The sequence below is a fragment of the Streptomyces sp. NPDC107575 genome, assembly GCF_055657265.1.
Genome location: NZ_JBVKBG010000003.1, coordinates 1,320,025 through 1,343,915, shown reverse-complemented (window position 1 = coordinate 1,343,915; position 23,891 = coordinate 1,320,025). Strand labels below are relative to the sequence as shown.

Annotated in this window: 22 protein-coding genes and 1 other RNA gene; 20 read left to right on the top strand and 3 right to left on the bottom strand. The window is 71.0% G+C overall.

All coding sequences use genetic code 11. The features are described 5' to 3' along the window. The first annotated feature begins 121 nt into the window (after positions 1-121). The 3 genes from ACZ7L4_RS19280 to ACZ7L4_RS19270 all read left to right on the top strand — a co-directional run bounded on the left by ACZ7L4_RS19280 (position 122) and on the right by ACZ7L4_RS19270 (position 3,675). Entirely contained in the window at positions 122-1,363 is a 1,242-nt protein-coding gene (locus tag ACZ7L4_RS19280; RefSeq protein ID WP_472103931.1) for a serine/threonine-protein kinase, read from the top strand. Positions 1,364-1,420: 57 nt separating this feature from the next. Beyond that, complete coding sequence (gene prfB, locus ACZ7L4_RS19275) at positions 1,421-2,527, top strand: peptide chain release factor 2 (RefSeq protein WP_399233317.1); 1,107 nt, start codon at positions 1,421-1,423, stop codon at positions 2,525-2,527. A 341-nt stretch (positions 2,528-2,868) separates the two neighbouring features. Further along, positions 2,869-3,675 (top strand): LPXTG cell wall anchor domain-containing protein, encoded by an 807-nt coding sequence (locus tag ACZ7L4_RS19270; RefSeq protein ID WP_472103929.1) that lies wholly within the window; start codon positions 2,869-2,871, stop codon positions 3,673-3,675. Between the two features lie 68 nt (positions 3,676-3,743). On the opposite strand, the gene ACZ7L4_RS19265 is transcribed toward ACZ7L4_RS19270, so the two are convergent. Further along, positions 3,744-3,932, bottom strand: a complete 189-nt coding sequence (locus ACZ7L4_RS19265) for a hypothetical protein (RefSeq protein WP_450816086.1) — start codon at positions 3,930-3,932, stop codon at positions 3,744-3,746. Positions 3,933-4,232: 300 nt separating this feature from the next. Between ACZ7L4_RS19265 and ftsE the strand changes: the two genes are divergently transcribed. The 6 genes from ftsE (at position 4,233) to dacB (ending at position 9,945) form a co-directional block, all read left to right on the top strand. Beyond that, complete coding sequence (gene ftsE / locus ACZ7L4_RS19260) at positions 4,233-4,922, top strand: cell division ATP-binding protein FtsE (protein ID WP_266710884.1); 690 nt, start codon at positions 4,233-4,235, stop codon at positions 4,920-4,922. A gap of 69 nt (positions 4,923-4,991) precedes the next feature. After that, positions 4,992-5,909, top strand: coding sequence for a permease-like cell division protein FtsX (gene ftsX, locus ACZ7L4_RS19255; RefSeq protein ID WP_450816088.1), 918 nt, complete (start codon positions 4,992-4,994; stop codon positions 5,907-5,909). A 78-nt stretch (positions 5,910-5,987) separates the two neighbouring features. Continuing rightward, on the top strand, positions 5,988-7,160 hold the full coding sequence (locus tag ACZ7L4_RS19250) for a S41 family peptidase (protein WP_472103926.1): 1,173 nt from the start codon (positions 5,988-5,990) through the stop codon (positions 7,158-7,160). A gap of 31 nt (positions 7,161-7,191) precedes the next feature. Then, positions 7,192-7,740 carry an SsrA-binding protein SmpB gene (gene smpB / locus ACZ7L4_RS19245; protein ID WP_399233573.1) on the top strand — a complete coding sequence of 183 codons (549 nt, stop codon included), beginning with the start codon at positions 7,192-7,194 and terminating at the stop codon, positions 7,738-7,740. Between the two features lie 120 nt (positions 7,741-7,860). Then, positions 7,861-8,248, top strand: a transfer-messenger RNA (tmRNA) gene (gene ssrA / locus ACZ7L4_RS19240). Positions 8,249-8,355: 107 nt separating this feature from the next. Next, complete coding sequence (gene dacB, locus ACZ7L4_RS19235; RefSeq protein WP_472103924.1) at positions 8,356-9,945, top strand: D-alanyl-D-alanine carboxypeptidase/D-alanyl-D-alanine endopeptidase; 1,590 nt, start codon at positions 8,356-8,358, stop codon at positions 9,943-9,945. Between the two features lie 4 nt (positions 9,946-9,949). Here dacB and ACZ7L4_RS19230 read toward each other — a convergent pair whose 3' ends face one another. After that, positions 9,950-11,188, bottom strand: a complete 1,239-nt coding sequence (locus tag ACZ7L4_RS19230) for an MFS transporter (protein WP_472103922.1) — start codon at positions 11,186-11,188, stop codon at positions 9,950-9,952. A gap of 53 nt (positions 11,189-11,241) precedes the next feature. Here ACZ7L4_RS19230 and ACZ7L4_RS19225 point away from each other — a divergent pair, with 53 nt between their 5' ends. The 7 genes from ACZ7L4_RS19225 (at position 11,242) to ACZ7L4_RS19195 (ending at position 20,435) form a co-directional block, all read left to right on the top strand. Further along, positions 11,242-12,219: a LysR family transcriptional regulator gene (locus tag ACZ7L4_RS19225; RefSeq protein WP_472103920.1), complete on the top strand. Its 978-nt coding sequence runs from the start codon at positions 11,242-11,244 to the stop codon at positions 12,217-12,219. 158 nt (positions 12,220-12,377) lie between these two features. Next, complete coding sequence (locus ACZ7L4_RS19220) at positions 12,378-13,154, top strand: hypothetical protein (protein WP_472103918.1); 777 nt, start codon at positions 12,378-12,380, stop codon at positions 13,152-13,154. Further along, positions 13,155-15,353: a polysaccharide deacetylase family protein gene (locus ACZ7L4_RS19215; protein WP_472103916.1), complete on the top strand. Its 2,199-nt coding sequence runs from the start codon at positions 13,155-13,157 to the stop codon at positions 15,351-15,353. Beyond that, positions 15,350-16,759, top strand: coding sequence for an acyltransferase family protein (locus ACZ7L4_RS19210; protein WP_472103914.1), 1,410 nt, complete (start codon positions 15,350-15,352; stop codon positions 16,757-16,759). The genes ACZ7L4_RS19215 and ACZ7L4_RS19210 overlap by 4 nt, the downstream gene beginning before the upstream one ends. 136 nt (positions 16,760-16,895) lie before the next feature. Further along, positions 16,896-17,639: an MHYT domain-containing protein gene (locus tag ACZ7L4_RS19205; protein ID WP_472103913.1), complete on the top strand. Its 744-nt coding sequence runs from the start codon at positions 16,896-16,898 to the stop codon at positions 17,637-17,639. Between the two features lie 140 nt (positions 17,640-17,779). Then, positions 17,780-19,150 carry a nitrate/nitrite transporter gene (locus tag ACZ7L4_RS19200; RefSeq protein ID WP_472103911.1) on the top strand — a complete coding sequence of 457 codons (1,371 nt, stop codon included), beginning with the start codon at positions 17,780-17,782 and terminating at the stop codon, positions 19,148-19,150. A gap of 124 nt (positions 19,151-19,274) precedes the next feature. Further along, the gene (locus ACZ7L4_RS19195) at positions 19,275-20,435 is read left to right on the top strand and encodes a uroporphyrinogen-III synthase (protein WP_472103909.1); all 1,161 of its coding nucleotides are present in this window, start codon (positions 19,275-19,277) and stop codon (positions 20,433-20,435) included. 97 nt (positions 20,436-20,532) lie between these two features. On the opposite strand, the gene ACZ7L4_RS19190 is transcribed toward ACZ7L4_RS19195, so the two are convergent. After that, positions 20,533-21,057: an anthrone oxygenase family protein gene (locus ACZ7L4_RS19190; protein WP_472103907.1), complete on the bottom strand. Its 525-nt coding sequence runs from the start codon at positions 21,055-21,057 to the stop codon at positions 20,533-20,535. A gap of 92 nt (positions 21,058-21,149) precedes the next feature. On the opposite strand from ACZ7L4_RS19190, the gene ACZ7L4_RS19185 reads away from it, so the two are divergent. The 4 genes from ACZ7L4_RS19185 to ACZ7L4_RS19170 all read left to right on the top strand — a co-directional run bounded on the left by ACZ7L4_RS19185 (position 21,150) and on the right by ACZ7L4_RS19170 (position 23,861). Then, complete coding sequence (locus tag ACZ7L4_RS19185; RefSeq protein WP_472103905.1) at positions 21,150-21,692, top strand: GNAT family N-acetyltransferase; 543 nt, start codon at positions 21,150-21,152, stop codon at positions 21,690-21,692. A 65-nt stretch (positions 21,693-21,757) separates the two neighbouring features. Further along, a complete protein-coding gene (locus ACZ7L4_RS19180; RefSeq protein WP_472103903.1) occupies positions 21,758-22,366 on the top strand; it encodes a CGNR zinc finger domain-containing protein in 609 nt (202 codons plus the stop codon). A 74-nt stretch (positions 22,367-22,440) separates the two neighbouring features. Then, complete coding sequence (locus ACZ7L4_RS19175) at positions 22,441-23,046, top strand: sigma-70 family RNA polymerase sigma factor (protein ID WP_266710860.1); 606 nt, start codon at positions 22,441-22,443, stop codon at positions 23,044-23,046. Next, positions 23,043-23,861 carry an anti-sigma factor family protein gene (locus ACZ7L4_RS19170; RefSeq protein WP_472103901.1) on the top strand — a complete coding sequence of 273 codons (819 nt, stop codon included), beginning with the start codon at positions 23,043-23,045 and terminating at the stop codon, positions 23,859-23,861. The genes ACZ7L4_RS19175 and ACZ7L4_RS19170 overlap by 4 nt, the downstream gene beginning before the upstream one ends. Positions 23,862-23,891: the final 30 nt, after the last annotated feature.

Sequence of the window (23,891 nt, the reverse complement as noted above, 5' to 3'; positions counted from 1 at the left end):
GGCAACTGACCGGTGACGTTGGAGATTTGTCGACATCCAGCGGGTGAATTCCCCCTCTGATGCGATGGTTGGCGTCCGAGCCGCGTAGCTTGGGCGCCAACACGCGTCTGTAGGAGCAGCCTTGGCACGGAAGATCGGCAGCCGGTACACCGCACACCAGATCCTGGGGCGCGGCAGTGCGGGCACGGTGTGGCTGGGCGAGGGACCCGAGGGTCCGGTCGCCATCAAACTGCTGCGCGAGGACCTCGCCGCGGACCAGGAACTGGTCGGCCGCTTCGTCCAGGAGCGCACCGCCCTGCTGAGCCTCGACCACGCGCGCGTGGTGGGCGTGCGCGACCTGGTGGTGGACGGCAACGACCTGGCGCTCGTCATGGACCTCGTCCGCGGCACCGACCTGCGCACCCGGCTCGACCGCGAGCGCCGGATGCCGCCCGAGGCAGCGGTCGCCGTCGTCGCGGACATCGCCGAGGGCCTCGCCGCCGCGCACGCCGCGGGCATCGTGCACCGCGACGTCAAGCCGGAGAACGTGCTGCTCGACATGCAGGGCGAGCTCGGCCCCGGCGGCTCGCACCCCGCGCTGCTCACCGACTTCGGCATCGCCAAGCTGATCGACACCCCGCGCCGCACCCGGGCAACGAAGATCATCGGCACGCCCGACTACCTCGCCCCCGAGGTCATCGAGGGCCTGCCCGCGCGCGCGGCCGTCGACATCTACGCGCTCGCGACGGTCCTGTACGAACTCCTCGCCGGTTTCACGCCGTTCGGGGGCGGCCACCCCGGCGCCATCCTGCGCCGGCACGTCACGGAGACGGTGGTCCCGCTCCCCGGCATCCCCGACGAGCTGTGGCAGCTGCTCATCCAGTGCCTCGCCAAGGCCCCGGCCTCCCGCCTGCGCGCCTCCGAGCTGGCCGCGCGCCTGCGCGAACTGCAGCCGATGCTCACGGGCCTGCCCCCGCTCGACGTGGACGAGCCGGAGACCGAGCCCGCCCCCGACGAGCCGGAGCCGCGGGCCGAGACCCCGCAGGACCCGCCGGAGCGCCCCCGCCGCGGCGCCGTCTCCCTGATCCCCGGCTCCGCGCCGAAGGACTCCAACCGCGACACCCATACGTCGATGCGGGTCCCGGCGCCGGACGAACTGGCGGGCGGCGCCCGCGGCACCGCCCGCGCGCCCCGCGCACACGGTTCGCCGCGCCCCGGCTCGGCCCGCAACCGGCACTCCGCGCGCCGCAGACGCATCACGCTCGGCGTGGCCGGGCTCGTCCTGGTCGCCGCGGTCGGCGGCGGCGTATGGGCGGCGACCTCCTCGGGCTCCGACGAGGCGCCCCCCGCAGACAGCAACAATTCCGCGCCCGAGCAGCCGTAGAGGGGGCCCCGGGGGCGGCCGGGGCGGATCACTTGCACCAGCCGTTAGGCTGGTCCTGTGGCAGTCGTCGATGTATCCGAAGAGCTGAAGTCCCTCTCCTCGACCATGGAGTCGATCGAGGCCGTCCTGGACCTCGACAAGATGAGGGCAGATATCGCCGTGCTCGAGGAGCAGGCGGCCGCGCCGTCCCTGTGGGACGACCCGGAGGCGGCGCAGAAGATCACCAGCAAGCTGAGCCACCTCCAGGCGGAGGTCCGCAAGGCCGAGGCGCTGCGCGGTCGTCTGGACGACCTCGGCGTGCTGTTCGAGATGGCCGAGGAGGAGGACGACCCGGACACCCGTGCCGAGGCCGAGTCCGAGCTCACGGCCGTGAAGAAGGCGCTGGACGAGATGGAGGTCCGCACGCTCCTCTCCGGTGAGTACGACTCCCGCGAGGCCATCGTCAACATCCGCGCGGAGGCCGGCGGCGTCGACGCGGCGGACTTCGCCGAGCAGCTGCAGCGCATGTACCTGCGCTGGGCCGAGCGCCACGGCTACAAGACCGAGGTCTACGAGACGTCCTACGCGGAAGAGGCCGGCATCAAGTCGACCTCCTTCTCCGTCCAGGTGCCGTACGCGTACGGGACGCTCTCCGTCGAGCAGGGCACGCACCGCCTGGTGCGCATCTCGCCGTTCGACAACCAGGGCCGCCGCCAGACCTCCTTCGCGGGCGTCGAGGTGCTCCCCGTGGTCGAGCAGACCGACCACGTCGAGATCGACGAGTCGGACCTGCGCGTGGACGTCTACCGCTCCTCGGGCCCCGGCGGCCAGGGCGTCAACACGACGGACTCCGCGGTCCGTCTGACGCACATCCCCACCGGCATCGTGGTCTCCTGCCAGAACGAGCGCTCGCAGATCCAGAACAAGGCCACGGCCATGAACGTGCTGCAGGCCAAGCTCCTCGAGCGCCAGCGCCAGGAGGAGCGCGCCAAGATGGACGCCCTCAAGGGCGACGGCGGCAGCTCCTGGGGCAACCAGATGCGTTCGTACGTCCTGCACCCGTACCAGATGGTCAAGGACCTGCGCACCGAGTTCGAGGTCGGCAACCCGCAGGCCGTTCTCGACGGCGAGATCGACGGCTTCATCGAGGCCGGAATTCGCTGGCGCAAGCAGCAGGAGAAGTAACTCCAGGATTCAACGAATTGAAGGCAACTGCCGTTCACCGAACGGCAGTTGCCTTTCGTTTTGCCCCGCGCCCCCTTTCAGTTGTGGCGCACTTGTGAAGACTGGCCAGCCATTTACGTCACAGTCACATGTTCGTAAGGCGGCCAAGTCGCTCAAGTGTGGACAAAGCGTGCGCAACGCCCTTGACGTTGATCCCAAAAGTGGAAAGGCTGGCGCGCGGCATGCGTATTAGTGGGACGCGTGTGAACGGGGGAGGGGTGCACGAGGCCTCTGCTGCCTCCGGTTGAACGCGGTCCCTGGCGCTGCTCCATTGACGATTGGCTACTGGGGGTAGCAGACAGATGACCAAGAAGACGCGGATCCGCGTTGCGCGGATAGCGGCCGGTGCGGTGATCGCGGCCGGTGCCTCGCTGACCGCCGCGGGTGCGGCATCCGCCGCCACCGTCGACGAGAAGAGCGGCGAGACCTGCGGCCCGCTCGGCCTTATTTGCTGGCCCACCGAGGACGACGGCGCGGACGAAGAGCCGCCCGGCGACGACGACCCGGGCAACGGCATCGCCGGTGTGACCGAGGGCAACACCAACGGCGGCGTCGCGGGTGTGACCGAGGGCAACACCAACGGTGGCGTGGCCGGCGTGACCGAGGGCAATGACAACGGCGGCGGCAACGGTGGTGACGACTCCACCGGCGGCACGATCGGCGGCGACGACTCCACCGGTGGCAACGGCAACTCGGGTGGCAACGGCAACGGTGGCGGCACCGGCGGCGACCAGTCGACCGGTGGCTCCTCCACCGGCGGTTCGTCCTCCACCGGCGGTTCCTCGACCGGTGGCGACGACTCCACCGGCGGTTCCTCCTCGACCGGTGGCTCGTCCACCGGCGGTGGCGACAACACCACGCCCGACGGCAACAACAACCCCGTCGAGCAGGGCCAGGGCAAGGAAGGCCTGAACGACACCGGCTCCGAGCCGGCCCAGCAGACCGGCACCGGCTCCGGCAAGGCCCAGGCCACCGGTGAGCTCGCCGAGACCGGTTCCTCCGGCACCACGTTCCTGGTGATCGGTGCGGCCACGATGATCGCGGGCGGTGTCGGCTTCCGACTCCTGCCGCGCCTCGCGGGCAACCGCGGTGGCGGCGCCGCCGCGTAACACTGCGCACACGCAAAGGGCCCGGAGCCGATCGGCTCCGGGCCCTTTCGCATGTCCGTGTGCGGCGGCTACACCGTCTGATGCGCGAGGAGCGCCATCGCCGCCACGAGCACCGCCACCAGGGCGACCAGCGCCATCGGGCTCAGTGCCGACAGCGGGTTCTGCTGGAGCCGCTCGCGATTCGCCCGGCACACCGGGCAGCGGCCCTCGCTGACGGGGGCCGCGCAGTTCGCGCACACCAATCGGTCGTAGGTCATGCGCTTCTCCTCCTCCCGCGCGGCGGAGCCTGCCACCGGGTACCCCTGGGTTCTCTCCGCTCAACGCTCCGGGAAACGCAACCGTTCCCCCTACCACTGTGCCAGCTTCCCGGATTTTCGGCGCGTCCCGCCGGAAGTGCCGCCCCTGACCAGGTACGGGGTGGACAATTCCGGCGCCGTATGCGGCATCACAGCGGGACAAAACGCTCAACGAGGGACGGCGCCTGCGCTCCGCGCGCGGCTTCGCGTATGGTCACGCACACCTACCTCCGACGCCCCCCGATGCACCGAGGCGCACCCGTGATCCGATTCGACAACGTCTCCAAGGTCTATCCCAAGCAGACCCGGCCCGCCCTCAGGGATGTCTCCCTGGAGGTCGAGCGTGGTGAGTTCGTCTTCCTGGTCGGCTCGTCCGGCTCCGGCAAGTCGACGTTCCTGCGCCTCGTGCTGCGCGAGGAGCGGGCCAGCCACGGCCAGGTGCACGTCCTGGGCAAGGACCTCGGCCGCGTATCCAACTGGAAGGTCCCGCAGATCCGCCGCCAGCTCGGCACGGTCTTCCAGGACTTCCGTCTCCTGCCCAACAAGACGGTCGGTGAAAACGTCGCCTTCGCGCAGGAGGTCATCGGCAAGTCCCGCGGTGAGATCCGCAAGTCCGTGCCGCAGGTCCTCGACCTCGTCGGACTCGGCGGCAAGGACGACCGCATGCCCGGCGAGCTCTCCGGTGGTGAGCAGCAGCGCGTGGCCATCGCGCGGGCCTTCGTCAACCGGCCCAAGCTGCTGATCGCGGACGAGCCGACGGGCAACCTCGACCCGCAGACCTCGGTCGGCATCATGAAGCTGCTCGACCGGATCAACCGGACGGGCACCACCGTGATCATGGCCACCCACGACCAGAACATCGTGGACCAGATGCGCAAGCGCGTCATCGAGCTGGAGCACGGCCGTCTCGTGCGCGACCAGTCGCGCGGCGTCTACGGCTACCAGCACTGAGAACCACGGAACCGCGAGAAGTACGAGAAGTACCGAGCAAAGAAAGCTGCGAAAGGCGTTAGTGACGCTATGCGTGCCCAATTCGTTCTGTCGGAGATCGGCGTAGGACTCCGCCGCAATCTCACGATGACCTTCGCCGTGATCATCTCGGTTGCCCTCTCGCTCGCCCTGTTCGGCGGCTCGCTGCTCATGAGCGACCAGGTCAACCAGATGAAGGGCTACTGGTACGACAAGGTCAACGTCTCGATCTTCCTGTGCAACAAGGGGGACGCCGACTCCGACCCGAACTGCGCCAAGGGCCCGGTCACGACCGAGCAGAAGAAGGACATCCTCGGCGACCTCAAGAAGCTGCCCGTCGTCGACAGCGTGGCGCACGAGTCGCAGGACCAGGCGTACAAGCACTACAAGGAGCAGTTCGGCGACTCCCCGCTGGCCAGCTCGCTGACGCCGGACCAGCTCCAGGAGTCGTACCGGATCAAGCTGAAGAACCCGGAGAAGTACGACGTCATCGCGACGGCGTTCAACGGGCGGCCCGGTGTGCAGTCCGTGCAGGACCAGAAGGGCGTGCTCGACAACCTCTTCCGGCTGCTCGGCTACCTGAACTACGCGGCGGGCGCGGTGATGGCCGTGATGCTCGTCGTGGCGCTGCTGCTGATCGTGAACACCGTGCGGGTGTCCGCGTTCAGCCGACGGCGCGAGACCGGGATCATGCGGCTCGTCGGGGCGTCCGGCTTCTACATCCAGGCGCCGTTCATCATGGAGGCCGCGGTCGCCGGGCTCATCGGCGGCGGCATCGCCTGTGTGTTCCTCGCGGCCGGCCAGTACTTCGTGATCGACAACGGTGTGGCGCTCTCCGACAAGCTGCAGCTCATCAACTTCATCGGCTGGGACTCGGTGTTGACGAAGCTGCCGCTCATCCTCGCCGTGAGCGTGCTGATGCCCGCGCTTGCCGCGTTCGTCGCGTTGCGCAAGTACCTGAAGGTGTGACGAGAGTCCTTCGCGCCACGGGGCGTCGTGCGGGTCAACGGCCCGTACGGCGCCCTTCGTTGTCCTAGACTCACCGACATGTCAGGTCCGGAGCTGTACTCCAGGCCCCGTCGCATCGGCCGCGGGGCGACCCTGACATTGATCTTCGTGACGGTCCTCGCGGCGGGCGCCGCGACCGGCTCCTGGCCGGGGGAGCACCGCAAACCCACGGAAGGCGCGGACAGTTCGCTGGTCGCCGCGCACGAGAAGCCGATCGCGGGCCCGACCGATCCCGGCGCCGCGGCGGCCGAGGCGATGGCCGACGGGAAGTCGCCCACCAAGGCAGCCCAGGACGCCGTCAGCCGCAGCGGCGACCGCTGGGGCTCCGTCTACACGCAGGGCGAGTACGAGGAGTTCGAGCAGGCCCTCGACGGCGAGTACACCGGCATCGGCCTGCGGGCCCGCCGCACCGCCGACGGGAGGGTCCAGGTCTCCAAGGTCCGCCGTGGCTCGCCCGCGCAGCTCGCCGGCATCCGCGAGGGCGACCGGATCGCGGCGGTCGACGGCGAGCCGGTCACCGGCCGCCCCGTCACCGAGGTCCTCGCGCTCCTGCGCGGCAAGCACGCGGGCACGCCCGTGCACGTGGGCCTGCAGCGCGGCACGCGCGCGTGGAGCGAGACCCTGCGCCGCGCCAATCTGTCGACCGACTCGGTCGCCTCGACGCGGCTGCCCGACGGCGCGACGCTCGTGAAGGTGAGCGCCTTCACCAAGGGCGTCGGCGAGCAGGTGCGCACGGCGGTCGCCGAGGCACCCGCGCGCGCGGGCGTCGTGCTCGACCTGCGGGGCAACTCCGGCGGCCTGGTCACCGAGGCGGTCAGGGCGTCCTCCGCGTTCCTCGACGGCGGGCTCGTGGCGACGTACGACGTGCGCGGAGCCCAGCGGGCCCTGCACGCGCAGCGCGGGGCAGACACGTCCAGACCGGTGGTCGTGCTCGTCGACAGCGGGACGATGAGCGCGGCCGAGCTGCTCACCGGCGCCCTGCAGGACCGCGGCCGCGCGGTCGTCGTGGGCACCAGGACCTTCGGCAAGGGCTCGGTCCAGATGCCGAGCCGGCTGCCCGACGGCTCCGTGGCGGAGCTGACCGTCGGGCACTACCGCACCCCCTCGGGCCGCGCGGTCGACGGTCGGGGCATCACCCCCGATCTGGAGGCCGAGGCGGACACCCTGCGGCGGGCGGAGACAGTATTGACTGGCCTCGGGGACCCCTCGTAGTGCGAAAATGGTCAGCACTATGGCCAAGGCAATGTATGTACCGAAGGAGTCCCAGCCCAAGCAGGGCAAAAAGGGGGCGTCGTCCGACAAGAAGGACGGCAAGCGCAAGATGGTCGCGCAGAACAAGAAGGCGCGCCACGACTACCTGATCATGGACACCTACGAGGCCGGCATCGTGCTGACCGGCACCGAGGTCAAGTCGCTGCGACAGGGCCGCACCTCGCTCGCCGACGCCTTCGTCCAGATCGACAGGGGTGAGGCGTGGCTGCACAACGCCCACATCCCCGAGTACAACCAGGGCACCTGGACGAACCACGCGGTGCGCCGCAAGCGCAAGCTGCTGCTGCACCGTGAGGAGATCGACAAGCTGGAGTCGAAGTCCGAGGAGACCGGTCACACGATCGTGACCCTGGCGATCTACTTCAAGGACGGCCGGGCGAAGGCCGAGATCGCGCTCGCCAAGGGCAAGAAGGAGTACGACAAGCGGCAGACGCTGCGCGAGAAGCAGGACCGGCGGGACTCGGACCGGGCGATCGCGGCGGCGAAGCGGCGGCAGCGGAACAACGAGCGGATGGGCTGACGCCCGCCTCCCGTCGACCCTCAGGAATAGGCTGGCATCGTCGTGCGTTGGTCGCGTACGATGGCAGTGCTCCTCCAGCAGGGGCATCGGACCGCAAGGTCCACATTGAAAAAACAACATGGGGATGATCGGTTTCGACAGCGGATGTCGAAGCAGGGGAAGCGTGTCGAGGAAGCGGCAATGATCTCGTTAACCATATGTCGCAACCAATAATCGCCAATTCTAAGAGCGATTCCCAGTCCTTCGCCCTCGCTGCCTAATAACAGCGACTGAAGGACCCTAAAAGGGTGTCAGCCCGGGAGTGTTCCCGGCCCGGATCCTGGCATAATCTAGGGAACTAAACTTTTCCGTCCGGCCACGGGGCGGAAAAGGAAATCAAACAGTGGCTGGGCCCGTTCCGGACTTGTCTGGGTGATCCGGAGGGCCGAGAAAATCGCACCAGACTGCACACGGAGAAGCCCTGTTCCTTCACCGTTGGACGCGGGTTCGATTCCCGCCATCTCCACCACCGCATCCCATGCGATTCTGGCCCGGCTGTTCACACAGCCGGGCCTTTTTCGTTGGCTCAGTTGTGGGTCTTGGCGGGGCTCTGGGGTTCCGGGATGCTCCTGTGCCATGAGCAGACGTGAGGGATCAACTCGTAGCTGGGCCTGGCCGCTCGTGCTCGTCGTGGCCGCCGCGGGACTGTCGTGGAGTGCGCCCGCCGGCGCCGACTCCACGCCCGGTGGGCTGCCGGAGGCCATCGACACGATTCTCGGGGATCCGCGGATGGAGGGCGGCGCCGCGAGCGTCGTCGTGGCCGACGCGAAGACCGGGGAGACGCTGTACCAGCACAATCCGACCGGGCGGCTGATGCCCGCCTCCAACACCAAGCTCGCCACCTCCGCCGCCGCCATGGGGACCCTCGGCCCCGACTACCGGTTCGGTACGGACGCGCTCGCCGGCGGCCGGGTGCGCGGCGGAGTGCTCGACGGGGACCTGTATCTGCGCGGCACCGGGGACCCGACCACGCTGGCCGCCGACTACGACAAGCTCGCCGCCGACGTCGCCGCGGCCGGGGTGAAGCGGGTGAGCGGGCGGCTGGTCGCGGACGACACCCGGTTCGACGACCGCCGGATCGGCGACACCTGGGGCGGCGACGACGAGTCCTCGTACTACGCCGCCCAGATCAGCGCGCTGAGCGTCGCGCCCGACACCGACTACGACACCGGGACCGTCATCGTCGAGGTGAAGCCCGGCGCCAAGGCGGGGGACAAGCCCGCCGTCAGTGTCACGCCGAAGAACGACTATGTGCACCTGGACGTGCGGGCGTCCACCGTCGGGGCCGGGGGAGACGACACCGTCGCCGTCGAGCGGAGGCACGGGACCAACACCATCACCGTGAGCGGCACCGTCCCTGTGGGTGGGGACACCACCAAGGAGTGGGTGACCGTGTGGGAGCCGACCGGGTACGCGGCCGCCGTGTTCCGGGACGCGCTCGCCGCGCACGGCGTGAAGGTCGGCGGGCCCACCAGGCTGGGGCAGGCCACGCCCAAGGGCGCGAAGCGGCTCGCCGCGCACGAGTCCATGCCCCTGAAGGACCTGCTGATCCCGTTCATGAAGCTCTCCAACAACATGCACGCCGAGTCCCTCACCAAGGCCATGGGGTACAAGGCGACGGGGAGGCCCGGGAGTTGGGGTGACGGCGTCGACGCCGTCGCCGACTATCTGAAGGGCGCCGGGGTCGACGCCACCAAGCTGCGGCAGGTCGACGGGTCCGGGCTCTCGCGCAAGGACAACTTCGCCGCCCGGCAACTCGCCGACCTGCTGCTCTCCGTGCAGGACGAGTCCTGGTACGCCGACTGGTACAGGTCGCTGCCCGTGGCCTGCGACCCGGACCGGTTCGTCGGCGGGACGCTGCGCAGCCGGATGTGCGACACGCCCGCCGCCCTCAACGCCCGTGGGAAGACCGGGTCGTTGACGGGGGCATCGGCGCTCTCGGGCTATGTGAAGGACGCCGACGGGCGGCTGCTCGTCTACAGCGTCGTCCAGAACAACTACCTGGTCGACTCCGTGAAGCCGCTGGAGGACGCCATCGTGGTGACCCTCGCGAAGTCGACGGCCGAGGAGGCGAAGGCCGCCGTGCCGAAGTCCACGCGCGCCGTCCCGGCAGCTGAGCGGGACGGCGACCTGGAGTGCTCCTGGCGCAAGCCGGCCGTGTGCTGAGCGGCTAGCGCCGGTCGGGGCGGCGTACGTACGCGTACAGCGCGAGCAGCAGCGCGCACGACGCCGCCGTGACCGGCACCGTGTACGCCGCGGTGGGGCCCCAGTGCTCCACCGCGGCGCCGCCCGACGCCGAGCCGGTCGCGATGCCGGTGAGGATGCCGGTCACGGCGAGCGTCATGCCCTCGTTCAACTGGCCGTCGGGTGTGCGCTGTTGGATCAGGGTCATGCCGGTCACCATCGTCGGCGCCGTGGCCATGCCCGCGATCAGGAGCGCGCCCCCGAGGACGTACAGGGAGCCCGTGGACCACGCGGCGAGCAGCGGCAGGGTCATCAGGGCAGCCATCGCCGCCGCGCAGAGCGGGTGGCGGCGGTCCGCCGGGCCCGTCGGCCGCCACGCACCGTAGAGCAGGCCCGCCGCGCAGGAACCCGCCGCCTGGAGCGCCAGGATGCCGCCCGCCCACACCTTGTGGCCCTGCGCCTCGGCGAAGGCGACCGTGACGACCTCCAGTGAGCCGAAGATCGCGCCCGAGGCGAGGAAGGCGAGCAGCAGGGGCGGCATGCCACGCGCGCGTAGCGGCGTTCTCGTCGCCTTCGTGCGCGCGTGGGGCGGCGGTTCCGTCGCGCGTTGCGCGGTGAAGATCAGCACGCCGGTCACCATGAGTACGGCACCGACCAGGGTGCCCGCCTCCGGGAACAGCGAGCCGCACAGGAAGGCGGCCACGACGGGGCCGAGCATGTAGCAGAGTTCGTCCGCCGCCTGCTCGAAGGAGTTCGCGGTGTGCAGGGCGTCCGGGGTCTCCTTCAGCAGATGTGCCCAGCGGGCCCGGGACAGGCCGCCCGTGTTGGGGGTCGTCGCGGACGCCAGGTAGGCGGCGAACAGCGTCCAGTTCGGCGCCCCGAAGTGCACGCACAGGAGCAGGGCGAGCGAGCCGCAGGCCGATACGACGGTGGCGGGGACCGCGACCCGCGCCTGCCCGTGGCGGTCCACGAGCCGCGCCGTCCACGGCCCGACGAGCGCGTTGGCGACCAGCCCTGTGGCGGTGACGGCGCCCGCGAGCGCGTACGAGCCGCGCGAGCCGGAGATCATGATCACCGCGCTGATGCTGAACATCCCTTGCGGGAAGCGGGCGATGAGGTTGCCGAGGGTGAAGGCGCGGGCGCCGGGGATCGTGAAGAGGCGGGTGTAGGAAGCAGCAGTGGACTCGGTGGCCATGCGAAGAGCGTCTCCGCAGGTCACGTGCATGGTCCAACACTTACTCGGTGCCGATTCACGCATCTGCGTTGTAAGTTCGCCCGATGCCTCCCGCAAACGTCGAACCCCGCCTGCTGCGCGCCTTCCTCGCCGTCGCCGACGAGCTGCACTTCACCCGCGCCGCCGCCCGCCTCTACGTCGCCCAGCAGGCGCTCAGCCGCGACATCCGGCGCCTGGAGCGGGAGCTGGGCGTCGCCCTCTTCGGCCGCACCACGCGGCAGGTGACGCTCACCGCGGACGGGGCCCGGCTGCTGCCGCACGCGCGGCGCGTGATCGCGGCGCAGGACGAGCTGCTCACCGCCTTCACCGGGGCCACCGCCACGGACCGGCCGCTGCTCGTCGACGTCAACAGCCCGGGCCTCGTGCACGAGCGGGTGCTCGCCAGGGCCCGCGAACTCGCCCCGGACCACGAGCTGATGGCCCGCTACGAGAGCGGCCTGACCGGCGCCGCCGCCGAACTCCTCGCGGGGCGGCTCGACGTGTCCTTCGGCCGCTTCGCCGGACTGGACCCCGCCGTGCGCGCCCGGCTCTCCCAACTGCCCGTGCGCTACGAGCCGATGGCGATCATGCTGCCCGAGGACCATCCGCTGGCGGCGCTCGACGCCGTGCCGCTGGACCGGCTCGCCGGGGAATCGGTGTACGCGGGCGCCGGCAACCCCCGCACGCCCGAATGGACCGATCTCGCCAGGCGGTTGTTCGAGGGTCGCGGCATCGGCGTCGCGCCGCCCGCGCCGCTCGCCGTCGGCAAGGAGGAGTTCCGCCGGATCATGGACAAGTACCGCAATCCGGTCCTCACCGGGGTGGACTTTCCGGTCATGCCGGGCTCGGTGCTGCGGCCGCTCGTCGATCCGGTGCCGCTGTCGCCTGTGTCACTCGTGTGGCGAAAGGGGCGTAAACACCCCGGAATCACGGCACTTCGGGCCGCCGCTGACGCCCTCGCGGCGGAGAACGGGTGGCTGGAAAGGCCCCCGGAGGCATGGATTCCAGCCACAGATGTGCAGATTATGTTGAGTCGTGAATGAGGTGTGTGCGTGGGTGTCACTGGTGTGCGCTACATTCTGGACTCGGGTGCGGTGTGATAGTGGGGGCGCCCGGATCGGGTGGGGGCCCGGTTCGGTCGGAGAAGCCCGCGACATCGCCCGCGCACCCATGAATGTGTCCTTGGGGGGATGTGCGTACGGTGGAGAACTCGCGAGAAGACGGCCTGTCAGGGCCGACCCATGACCCGCACGAGGTGACGGTCCAACTCGACTTCACAGGTCGCCAGTTGGGCGGTCCGGTCGGCGCGAGACCGGGCGCGCCCGCACCCGTCGGCGCGGAGCCGGCGGGCGCGGACGACAAGGAACTCCCCGTCTTCGTCGACGATTCGGGGCGGCGCGGCCGCACCTTCCGCCGTTTCGGCGTGGCCGCGGGCCTGGCCATCGCGGTCTACGCGGTCGTCATCGTCGTCACCGTCTTCTCCGGGAACTCCGACGCGCCGTGGCTGCCGATGCCCGCCGAGGGCAAGGGTGCGGGCAAGGTGGGCACCGAGTCCTCGGAGCCCACGCCGACCGTCTCGTCATCCGGGTCGCCGGGCGCCGCGGCGCAGCCCAGCGCCTCCGACAGCGCGCCGCCGAGCGCCCCCGCGGCGCCGGGCGCGAGCGCGTCGCCGACGGCCGGGTCCGGCACGTCCGGGAAGCCGTCCACCGGTGCATCGCCGTCCGGCAGGCCCACGGGTGGCAAGCCGTCGTCGAGCGTGAAGCCCACCAAGCCGGCCGACAGCGACAAGCCGACGACGCAGCCGTCCGGCGGCAGCCCCACCACCCCGTCGACGGACCCGGGCGGCCAGCCGACCGGCCCGGCGGACGGAACCGGGGCCGACGGCGTGGACGCCCTCGCCGGCGCCGGTCTCGCGCGCCTGCTCGCGGCGCCCCTGGTGGAGTCCCTCGTCCCGCCCCTGGAAAGCAGCGTCCTGTAGATGTCCGACCGCTCACGCCGTTCGCACCGCGCACCGGCCGCGGCCCGCAGGCGCCGCCTTCCGCTGCGCTATCTGCTGCCCTCGCTGCTGCTCGTCGCCATGATCGCGATGCTGATGCTGCGCGGCTACGTCCACAGCGAGATCCTCGCCGACCACCGCATCCGCCCCGAGGCGGCCACCGACAAGGTGCCGGAGAAGATCCTCGACGGCGGACCCGTCATCGACACCCGGGGCGGCCAGGAGACCAGCCGTTCCATAGGCAGGCACCAACTGGTGCTCACCTTCGACGACGGCCCCGACCCGGAGTGGACCCCGAAGGTCCTCGACGTCCTCAAGAAGCACGACGCGCACGCCGTCTTCTTCGTCACCGGCACCATGGCCTCCCGCTATCCCGACCTGGTGCGCCGCATGGTGGACGAGGGGCACGAGGTGGGCCTGCACACCTTCAACCACCCCGACCTCTCCTACCAGTCGAAGAAGCGCATCGACTGGGAGCTGTCGCAGAACCAGCTGGCCCTGGAGGGCGCGGCGGGCGTGCGCACGTCCCTGTTCCGGCCGCCGTACTCCTCGTTCGCCGACGCCATGGACGACGCGTCGTGGCCGGTCACCCAGTACATCGGCTCGCGCGGCTACATCACCGTCGTCAACAACACGGACAGCGAGGACTGGAAGCGTCCCGGCGTCGACGAGATCATCCGCCGTGCCACGCCCAAGGACGGCAAGGGCGCGATCGTCCTGATGCACGACTCCGGCGGCAACCGCTCGCAGACCGTCGCCGCGCTCGACCGCTTCCTGCCCGATCTCCAGGGCGACGGCTACAAGTTCGCGAACCTCACCGAGGCCCTCGGCATGCCCAGCGCGCACACGCCCGTCAGCGGCGTCGAGCTGTGGAAGGGCAAGGCGTGGGTTCTGGCGGTGGAGGCATCGGACAACATCACGGGCGTCCTCGTCGTCGGCCTCGCCGTCATCGGCGTCCTCGTCATGTCCCGCTTCGGCCTGATGCTGGTCCTGTCCGCCGCGCACGCGCGGAGGGTCCGCCGCAAGGGCTTCGCGTGGGGGCCGCCCGTCACGGAGCCGGTCTCCGTCCTCGTGCCGGCCTTCAACGAGGCCAAGTGCATCGAGAACACCGTCCGTTCGCTGATGCAGAGCGAGCAGCCGATCGAAGTGATCGTCATCGACGACGGCTCCACCGACGGCACCGCCCGCATCGTCGAGGGCCTGCGGCTGCCCGGCGTCCGCGTCATCCGCCAGCACAACGCGGGCAAGCCCGCCGCCCTCAACAGGGGCCTGGCGAACGCCCGGTTCGACCTCGTCGTGATGATGGACGGCGACACCGTCTTCGAGCCGGCCACCGTGCGCGAGCTGGTCCAGCCGTTCGGCGACCCGAAGGTCGGCGCCGTCGCGGGCAACGCGAAGGTGGGCAACCGGGACTCGCTGATCGGCGCCTGGCAGCACATCGAGTACGTGATGGGCTTCAACCTCGACCGCCGCATGTACGACGTCCTGCGCTGCATGCCGACGATCCCCGGCGCGGTCGGGGCCTTCCGGCGCAGCGCCCTGGAGCGCGTCGGCGGCATGAGCGACGACACGCTCGCCGAGGACACCGACGTCACGATGGCGCTGCACCGCGACGGCTGGCGCGTCGTCTACGCCGAGAGGGCGCGTGCCTGGACCGAGGCCCCGGAGACCGTCCAGCAGCTGTGGTCGCAGCGCTACCGCTGGTCGTACGGGACGATGCAGGCCATCTGGAAGCACCGCAGGGCCGTCGTCGACAAGGGGGCGTCGGGCCGCTTCGGCCGGGTCGGCCTCCCGCTGGTCTCGCTCTTCATGGTGCTCGCCCCGCTGCTCGCTCCGCTGATCGACATCTTCCTCCTGTACGGGCTCGTGTTCGGCCCGACGGAGAAGACGGTCGGCGCCTGGTTCGGTGTGCTCGCGATCCAGGCGGTCTGCGCGGCGTACGCCTTCCGGCTCGACAAGGAACGCATGACGCATCTGATATCCCTCCCGCTCCAGCAGCTCCTGTACCGGCAGTTGATGTACGTCGTGCTGCTCCAGTCGTGGATCACCGCGCTCACCGGTGGCCGGCTGCGCTGGCAGAAGCTGCGCCGCACCGGCGTGGTCGGTGCGGACGCGGGCGCCCGGATGCCGCGGCAGCGGTCGAGCTCGGTCTCCGACGATCAGCGGAGGCCGGTGGCATGACGTATCCGACGAACGGCGGGGGCGCGAACGAGCCCTCCGGGCAGGGGAGTTGGTTCGCCAAGCCCGAGCGCGGCCCCGCGGGCGTGTCCGGGTCCGGCCGGCCGGAGGTGCCGCGCGCGCAGCGGCCCGGCGGCGGCCCGACGCTCACCAACACCGTGGCCGCCGGGGACGTGGCAGCCGAGGCCACCGCCCGGTTCCCCGCGGTCCCGCCGCAGGCCGGGGCCACCGCCCCGCTGCCGGAGGCCGAGCCCGCGCCCAAGAAGCCCGGCCGGGACCGCTATCTCGACCTGCTGCGCTCCATCGCGCTCGTCCGGGTCATCGCGTACCACTTCTTCGGCTGGGTCTGGCTCTCGGTCGTCTTCCCGTCCATGGGCGTGATGTTCGCGCTCGCCGGATCGCTGATGGCGCGCTCCCTGAGCAGGCCGGCACTCGGCGTCGTACGGGGAAGGCTGCGGCGCCTGCTGCCGCCGATGTGGCTGTTCAGCGCGCTGGTCCTGCCGCTGCTCTTCATGGGCGGCTGGAACCCGGGCAAGGACCCGGACACCGGCGGCGGCGCCTGGGGCTGGCTCGGCATCGTCAACTACGTGATCCCGATCGGCGCCCCCGCCTACCCGTGGGAGATCGCCAACCCGCCCGGCTTCCTGGAGACCACATGGGCCGAGCAGGGCATCGGCCCGCTCTGGTACCTGCGCGCCTACCTGTGGTTCGTGCTCGCGTCCCCGCTGCTGCTCAAGGCCTTCCGCAAGCTCCCGTGGGCGACGCTGTGCGCCCCGCTCGCCCTCACGGCCGTGGTCGGCACGGGCCTGGTGGAGATCCCCGGCCGCACCGGCGAGGCCGTCACCGACTTCGCCGTGTACGGCAGCTGCTGGGTCCTCGGCTTCGCGCACCAGGAGGGCGTGCTGCGGAAGGTGCCGCGCTACGCCGCGGTGTCCGTCGCCGCGCTGCTCATGGGCTTCGGCCTGTGGTGGGCCTCGGGCCACCTCTCCGAGGAGGGCTGGGACCTGAACGAGATCCCGCTGGCGCAGGCGACCTGGTCCCTCGGCTTCGTCGTCATCCTGCTCCAGTACGCGCCGTCGTGGCAGCAGCTGCCCGGCCGGCTCGCCCGCTGGGACCGCCTGGTGACCCTCGCCAACAACCGGGCCGTCACGATCTACCTGTGGCACAACCTGCTGATCATGGCGACGTTCCCGCTGGTCGACCTGCTCTACCAACTGCCCTTCATGGACGACCGGTTGAGCTCCGCGCTCGACTCGACGTACATGCTCTGGTCGTTCGTCCTCGTCTGGCCGCTCATCGGTCTCGCGATCGTCTCCACCGGCTGGGTCGAGGACCTCGCCGCGAAGCGCAGACCGCGGCTGTGGCCCGACGGGGCGCGGAAGGGCCGGAAGCGGGCGCGGCACTCCTGACGCACCGCGCCCTCCGGGTCACGATGTGATGGCGATGTGGACATCTCGCATCCAAGTGATGGAGGGGCTCGCTAGCGTTGCTCCGGGGCGTTCGCGACGGACGAGCGCCGACGGGGCGACCAGGTGAAGGTGTGACGTGCAGGCGACGGTGGACGGGTTCGGCTACGGGGCCGTGACCCCGGTTGCGGCGTTCTTAGTGGCGAGTCTGGGAGGCGGCATCGGGCTGCGCTGCACCGTGCGGGCGCGGCAGCTCGACTCGGGGCGGCCCAAGTGGCTGGCGTACAGCGCGCTTTCGCTGGGCGTCGGCATCTGGTCCATGCACTTCATCGCGATGATGGGCTTCCAGGTGCACGGCGCGCACCTCGACTACGACGCCCGGCTCACCTTCCTCAGCCTCGCCGTCGCGGTCCTCGTGGTCGGCGTGGGGGTCTTCGCCGCCGGCTACGGCGGGCGGCGCACACCGGTCCTGCTCGGCGCCGGCCTCTTCATGGGGCTCGGCGTCGCGGCCATGCACTACATGGGCATGGCCGCGATGCGGTTCTCCGGTTCCCTGCACTACAGCGCGCCCATCGTGGCCGCCTCGGTGGGCGTGGCCGTGGTGGCGGCCACCGCCGCCCTCTGGCTGATCATGAACGTACGCGGGTTCCTCGTCAGCCTCGGCGCCAGCCTGCTCATGGGGGTCGCCGTCTGCGCCATGCACTACCTGGGCATGGAGGCGCTCACCGTCGAGCTGATGGCGGCGTCCGGCAACACCGGTTCCGCGGTGTTCACGGTCCTGGTCCCGTATCTCATCGGCCCGTTCCTCGTGCTGTTCTTCGCCGGGGCCGTGCTGCTCTTCGACCCGCAGACGCTGGAGGGCGACCCGGTGGCGCGCTCCTGAGGCTCCGCCCGGGCCTCACCACCTGCCCGCCGGCCGGGTGAGAGCAACGTTCCCCGGTGGTCACGTCAGGCCATGAAGCGGAAATCCCGCCTCCCTACGTTCGGTCGTATCACCTGCGAACCGTGACCTGGAGGCGTGCCATGCCTGGCCCCAAGGAACAGACCCGGCGCCGGAGTTGGATCGAGCGGTGGGATCCCGAGGACGAAGTGTTCTGGGAGGAGACGGGCGCGAAGGTCGCCCGGCGCAACCTCGCCTTCTCGATCCTCTCCGAGCACATCGGCTTCTCGATCTGGACCCTGTGGTCCGTGATGGTCCTCTTCATGGGGCCCGAGTACGGGATCGACCCGGCGGGGAAGTTCTTCCTCGTGTCGATGGCGACGCTTGTGGGCGCCTTCGCGCGCGTGCCCTACACGTTCGCCGTCGCGGTCTTCGGCGGCCGTAACTGGACGATCGTCTCGGCGAGCATGCTGCTCGTGCCGTCCATCGCCGCGTTCCTGGTCATGGAGCCGGGCACCTCGTACACCACCTTCATGTGGTGCGCGGCGCTCACCGGCGTCGGCGGCGGCAACTTCGCCTCCTCCATGACCAACATCAACTCCTTCTTCCCGCTGCGGAAGAAGGGCTGGGCGCTGGGCCTGAACGCGGGTGGCGGCAACATCGGCGTCCCCGTCGTCCAGCTCGTCGCGCTCGCCGTGATCGGCGCGAGCGGCGGGCCGCGGGTGCTGCTCGGCATCTACATTCCGCTGATCGTCGTCGCGACCGTCTGCTCCGCGCTGTTCATGGACAACCTGGCGACCGTGAAGAACGACACCGGGGCCGCGAAGGAGGCCGTGCGCGACGCCCACACGTGGATCATGTCGTTCCTCTACATCGGCACCTTCGGCTCCTTCATCGGCTACTCGTTCGCGTTCGGCCTCGTCCTGCAGACCCAGTTCGGCCGTACGCCGCTCCAGGCGGCCGGCGTCACCTTCATCGGCCCGCTGCTCGGCTCGCTCATCCGGCCCGTCGGCGGCAGGCTCGCCGACCGCTTCGGCGGCGCGCGCATCACGCTGTGGAACTTCGTCGGCATGGCCGCCGCGACGGCCGTCGTGACCCTGGCCTCGGTCGAGAAGTCGCTCACCCTGTTCACCGTGGCGTTCATCGCCCTGTTCGTGCTGAGCGGGCTCGGCAACGGGTCGACGTACAAGATGATCCCCGGCATCTTCCAGGCGAAGGCGCTGGCCAAGGGGCTCACGGGCGAGGAGGCGGCCGCGTACGGGCGGCGCCTGTCCGGTGCCTCCATGGGGCTGATCGGGGCCGTAGGCGCGCTCGGCGGGCTCGGCATCAACCTGGCGTTCCGGCAGTCCTTCCAGACGGCGGGCACCGGCACCGGGGCCTTCGTCGCCTTCCTCGCCTTCTACGCCGTGTGCTTCGCGGTGACCTGGGCCGTATACCTTCGCCGCTCCGCCTCGCGCACCGTCGCGAGTTCGGCGGCGGAGACGAAGCCGCAGCTCAGCTACGCGGAGGTGTGACATTGGCCCCCGTAACACGTACGCAATAACGTTGATCCGGGGCCGACACGGAGCGTTGACAGGCTCGGACGACGCACCGGTCCACCCGGTGCACGGAAGAACGTCGAGCGGGGCGAGAACCAGCATGGACGAGGAACAGCAGACCACGAGGCCGCAGCCGGCCCACGGGCCGATCGAGGGCTTCACCGTGGGCGTGACCGCGGCGCGCCGCGCCGACGAACTCGGCGCGCTGCTCCAGCGGCGCGGCGCCTCGGTGCTGCACGCGCCCGCCCTGCGCATCGTGCCGCTCGCGGACGACAGCGAACTCCTCGTCGCCACCAAGGAGTTGATCGACCACGCGCCGGACGTGGTGGTCGCCACGACAGCCATCGGCTTCCGGGGCTGGGTCGAGGCCGCCGACGGCTGGGGAATGGGCGAGGACCTGCTCGCCCGCCTGCGCGGCGTCGAGCTCCTCGCGCGCGGCCCGAAGGTGAAGGGCGCGGTGCGCGCGGCCGGCCTCACCGAGGAGTGGTCGCCCTCGTCCGAGTCGATGGCCGAGGTGTTGGAGCGGCTGCTCGACGAGGGGGTCCAGGGGCGGCGCGTCGCGGTGCAGCTGCACGGCGAGCCGCTCCCCGGCTTCGTCGAGGCGCTGCGCGAGGCGGGCGCCGAGGTGGTCGGCGTCCCCGTCTACCGCTGGCTGCCGCCGCAGGACATCGGCCCGGTCGACCGCCTCCTCGACGCCACGGTGGCGCGCGGCGTGGACGCGCTGACCTTCACCTCGGCCCCCGCCGCCACGGCGCTGCTGCGCCGCGCGGAGGAGCGGGGGCTCACGGAGGAACTGCTCGCGGCGCTCGGCCACGACGTGCTCGCGGCGTGCGTCGGCCCGGTCACCGCGGTGCCGTTGCAGGCGGCGGGCGTGGACACGGTGCAGCCGGAGCGGTTCCGGCTCGGGCCCCTGGTGCAGCTGCTGTGCAAGGAACTTCCGGCACGCGCGCGTACGTTGCCGGTCGCGGGCCACCAGATGCAGATCCGCGGGCAGGCCGTGGTGGTGGACGACGAGCTGCGCCCGGTGCCGCCCGCCGGCATGTCGCTGCTGCGGACGCTGGCCCGCCGCCCCGGCTGGGTGGTGTCCCGCGCGGAGCTGCTGCGCGCGCTGCCGGGCGCGGGGCGCGACGAGCACGCGGTGGAGACGGCGATGGCCCGGCTCAGGTCGTCCCTCGGGACGCCGAAGCTGATCCAGACCGTGGTCAAGCGGGGGTACCGGTTGGCGCTGGACCCTGCGGCCGACGCGAAGTACGCCAATTAAGCCCCTGCGGCGATTGAGCAGCGGGGCCCGGGGCAGAGCCCCGTGAGCGTGCGCCGGACGGGCCGAAAGACTGGGGCTCTGCCCCATACCCCGCTGCTCAAACGCCGCAGGGGCTTGATCGAAAATCGCCGCAGGGGCTTGATCGGAGCGCCTGCACCAGGCACCCCAGCGCCCCCGTGCACAGCACCGCCCGCACCACGTTCCACGCCATCCACGGCCCCTCGAAGTCCTCCCGCACCCGCGCCGGGTCGGAGATGCCCGCGGGGGCGCCCGCCGCGGCCAGCGCGTCGTTCAGCGGCACGTTCACCGCGGACGTCAGCAGGAACGCCATCGCGTAGCCCGCCAGCGCCGCGAACACCCAGCCGCGCAGCCCCTGTTGGCGCCGCACCCGCCAGGCCGCGTACCCGGTGAGCAGCAGCGCCCCGACGAAGCTCAGGAAGAACACCGGGTTCTGGATGACGTCGTTGATGTTCTGCATCACCTCGATGTACGTACGGTCGTCACTGCGCGCCAGGCCCGGCATCACGCCGCACGAGAACACGTAGAACGAACCTGCCGCCAGGCCCATGGCGACCGTGGCCGCCCCCAGGACCCATCCCGTGACCCGCGTCGTTGTCGTCATGGCCCCAGTCAAGCCGCGGGCCGTGCCGCCGGACATCGTCGATCCGCGCGGCCCCATACGCGAGCGTCCAGAGGCGCGCGTACCGTACGGGCATGCTGATCGACGACCACATCGAACTGCGCCGCGCCGTTCCGGGGGACGCGCAGGCGCTCGCCGACGCCGTCGTCCGCAACCGGGAGTTCATGCGGGCCTGGGACCCGTACCGGCCCGAGGACTACTACACGGCGCGCGAACAGGCCGAGCGGATCGCCGAGCCCAGCGGGGCGACATGGCTGCTGTTCGACCGGACCGCCGATGGGCGCGTGGTCGGCCGCGCCGCGCTCAGCGGCATCCACCTCGGCCCGCTGTGCAGCGCCAACCTCGGCTACTGGGTCGACGCGGACTACCGGGGCCGGGGCCTGATCCCCGCCGCTGTGGAGGAGGTCTGCCGCGCCGCCCGTGAGGAGTTGGGGCTGCACCGCGTCGAGGCGGGCACCCTCACGGACAACGCGGCGTCCCAGCGCGTCCTCGCCAAGTGCGGCTTCGTCCGGTACGGCCTCGCGCCCAAGTTCCTCCACATCAACGGGGAATGGCGCGACCACGTCCTCTTCCAGCGCGTCCTGCACGACGACCCTCCGGCGTACGGGCGCGGGTAGCCCGTCAACCCCCTTTCCGGCAGCGGGGGTTCCGGCCCGGCCCGCGGGCGGGCACTGTAGAGGGCATGGCAGCAGTACCCACTGGGCCCCACCCGCCTGCCCCTGCCCCCTACGAGTTGCGCTTCGACTCCGGGCGTCTCTGCCTGGACCTCCTCGCCACCGCGCACCCCGACGAACGCCTCACGAGCCCCGACCTGCTGCGCGCCTGGCTGGTCGGCGCGGGGCTCGTCCCGGGCGCCGCCGCGCTGCCGGACCGCTCGCCCGCCTGGCTCGCCGCCTTCCGCGAACTGCGCGGCCACATCACCCAGTTGGTGCGCGGCGAACTCTCGGGTCAACCCGCCCCCGCCGCCCTGGAACGGGTCAACCTGCTCGCCCGCGCGGCCCCGCCCGCACCCCGTGCCGTCCGTGCCGCCGACGGCACCCTCGTACGCTCCCTGCACATCGAACCCGGCTGCCCCGCGCTGCTCGCGGCCGTCGCGCGGGACGCGATCGACCTCCTCACCGACCCCGCCGTGCGCGGCGCCCTGCGCCAGTGCGAGGGCGACAACTGCCCGATCATCTACCTCGACATGTCCCGCGGGCGCAGGCGCCGCTGGTGCTCCAGTGAGGTGTGCGGCAACCGGGAGCGCGTGGCCAGACACCGGCGCAGAGCGGCGGCCCTGGCCAGGGCCTGAGACACCGAGCACAACTCCCTTTGAACATCCGCGAGTTCGTCTGCGTATCCCTCCCGTGAGCCCAGCCGAGAGACATGGCCGAACAGGGGACACCGGAGGTAGGCGTGCGCAAGGATTCCGCCGTGGCCGATGAACGCCCGCCCCGGGCCCGACATCGCGCTCCCCGGCCCCCCGAGCCGGACGAGGAGCTGATGCGCGCGCTCTACGCCGAGCACGCACGGCCGCTTCTGGCCTATGTGCTCCGCTTGGTGGCGGGGGACCGGCAGCGCGCGGAGGATGTCGTCCAGGAGACGCTCATCCGTGCCTGGAAGAACGCCGGCCAGCTCAACCGAGCGACCGGTTCGGTACGCCCCTGGCTGGTGACGGTCGCCCGGCGCATCGTCATCGACGGCCACCGCAGTCGGCAGGCCCGGCCGCAGGAGGTCGATCCGTCGCCGCTGGAGGTCATCCCCGCGGAGGACGAGATCGACAAGGCGCTGTGGCTGATGACCCTTTCCGACGCGCTGGAGGACTTGACCCCGGCCCACCGGGAAGTACTCGTGGAGACGTACTTCAAAGGACGTACGGTCAACGAGGCGGCCGAGACGCTCGGCATCCCCAGCGGCACGGTGCGCTCGCGGGTCTTCTACGCCCTGCGCTCGATGAAGCTGGCGCTGGAGGAACGGGGGGTGACGGCATGACGACGGGGCATGAGGCGTACGGTCCCTTCGGCCACGGACCGGCGGGCGGCGACGTGCACGAGACCGTCGGCGCCTACGCGCTGGGCATCCTCGACGACACCGAGGCGAGCGCGTTCGAGGCCCATCTGGCGACGTGCGAGCAGTGCGCGCGGAACCTGGAGGAGTTCGCGGGCATGGAGCCGATGCTCGCCGCCCTCGCCGACCTGCCGCCCGAGCGCGGCGCCCCGCGCCTCGCGACCCCGGAGGTCGGCGACTCGCTGGCCGCCCGTCCGAGCCCCCGCCTCGCGGAGTCCCTGGCCGACGAACTGGGGCGGCGCCGCGCGAAGAAGCGCAGGCGCGGCCTGTTTCTGGTGGCCGCCGCCGCTGCCCTGATCATCGGCGGCCCGCTGACGGTCATGGCGGTGACGGACGACGGGGGCGCGAACACCCTCGCGGACCCGCACCCCACGAGCCCGGCGGAGGACGCGTTCTTCCACCACATGCCCGAGAAGGTGAAGGCCACGGACGCGAAGACGAACGTCACGGCGACGATCGGCATGGAGAAGAAGGCCTGGGGCACCCACACCGTCCTGGAGCTGAAGAACGTCAAGGGCCCGCTGAAGTGCTCCCTCGTCGCCGTCGGCAAGAACGGCGAGCGCGAGACGGTCACCACCTGGGCCGTCCCGAAGTGGGGCTACGGCATCGACAGCAGCACCAACGCGAACGCGAAGCACCCCCTGTACGTGCACGGGGGCGCGGCCTTCGACCGCGGCCAGATCGACCACTTCGAGGTCGAGACGCTCGACGGCAAGCGGCTCGTGGAGGTGAACGCCTGACCGCGCCGCGCAGCACGTAGCCCTACGGGG

Bases quoted from the DNA above. Each gene is read 5' to 3' on its own strand.
- ACZ7L4_RS19270 (WP_472103929.1), top strand. From the start codon at position 2,869: ATGACCAAGAAGACGCGGATCCGCGTTGCGCGGATAGCGGCCGGTGCG.
- ACZ7L4_RS19265 (WP_450816086.1), bottom strand. From the start codon at position 3,932: ATGACCTACGACCGATTGGTGTGCGCGAACTGCGCGGCCCCCGTCAGC.
- ftsX (WP_450816088.1), top strand. From the start codon at position 4,992: ATGCGTGCCCAATTCGTTCTGTCGGAGATCGGCGTAGGACTCCGCCGC.
- ACZ7L4_RS19250 (WP_472103926.1), top strand. From the start codon at position 5,988: ATGTCAGGTCCGGAGCTGTACTCCAGGCCCCGTCGCATCGGCCGCGGG.
- smpB (WP_399233573.1), top strand. From the start codon at position 7,192: ATGTATGTACCGAAGGAGTCCCAGCCCAAGCAGGGCAAAAAGGGGGCG.
- dacB (WP_472103924.1), top strand. From the start codon at position 8,356: ATGAGCAGACGTGAGGGATCAACTCGTAGCTGGGCCTGGCCGCTCGTG.
- ACZ7L4_RS19230 (WP_472103922.1), bottom strand. From the start codon at position 11,188: ATGCACGTGACCTGCGGAGACGCTCTTCGCATGGCCACCGAGTCCACT.
- ACZ7L4_RS19225 (WP_472103920.1), top strand. From the start codon at position 11,242: ATGCCTCCCGCAAACGTCGAACCCCGCCTGCTGCGCGCCTTCCTCGCC.
- ACZ7L4_RS19215 (WP_472103916.1), top strand. From the start codon at position 13,155: ATGTCCGACCGCTCACGCCGTTCGCACCGCGCACCGGCCGCGGCCCGC.
- ACZ7L4_RS19210 (WP_472103914.1), top strand. From the start codon at position 15,350: ATGACGTATCCGACGAACGGCGGGGGCGCGAACGAGCCCTCCGGGCAG.
- ACZ7L4_RS19200 (WP_472103911.1), top strand. From the start codon at position 17,780: ATGCCTGGCCCCAAGGAACAGACCCGGCGCCGGAGTTGGATCGAGCGG.
- ACZ7L4_RS19195 (WP_472103909.1), top strand. From the start codon at position 19,275: ATGGACGAGGAACAGCAGACCACGAGGCCGCAGCCGGCCCACGGGCCG.
- ACZ7L4_RS19190 (WP_472103907.1), bottom strand. From the start codon at position 21,057: ATGACGACAACGACGCGGGTCACGGGATGGGTCCTGGGGGCGGCCACG.
- ACZ7L4_RS19185 (WP_472103905.1), top strand. From the start codon at position 21,150: ATGCTGATCGACGACCACATCGAACTGCGCCGCGCCGTTCCGGGGGAC.
- ACZ7L4_RS19180 (WP_472103903.1), top strand. From the start codon at position 21,758: ATGGCAGCAGTACCCACTGGGCCCCACCCGCCTGCCCCTGCCCCCTAC.
- ACZ7L4_RS19175 (WP_266710860.1), top strand. From the start codon at position 22,441: ATGGCCGAACAGGGGACACCGGAGGTAGGCGTGCGCAAGGATTCCGCC.
- ACZ7L4_RS19170 (WP_472103901.1), top strand. From the start codon at position 23,043: ATGACGACGGGGCATGAGGCGTACGGTCCCTTCGGCCACGGACCGGCG.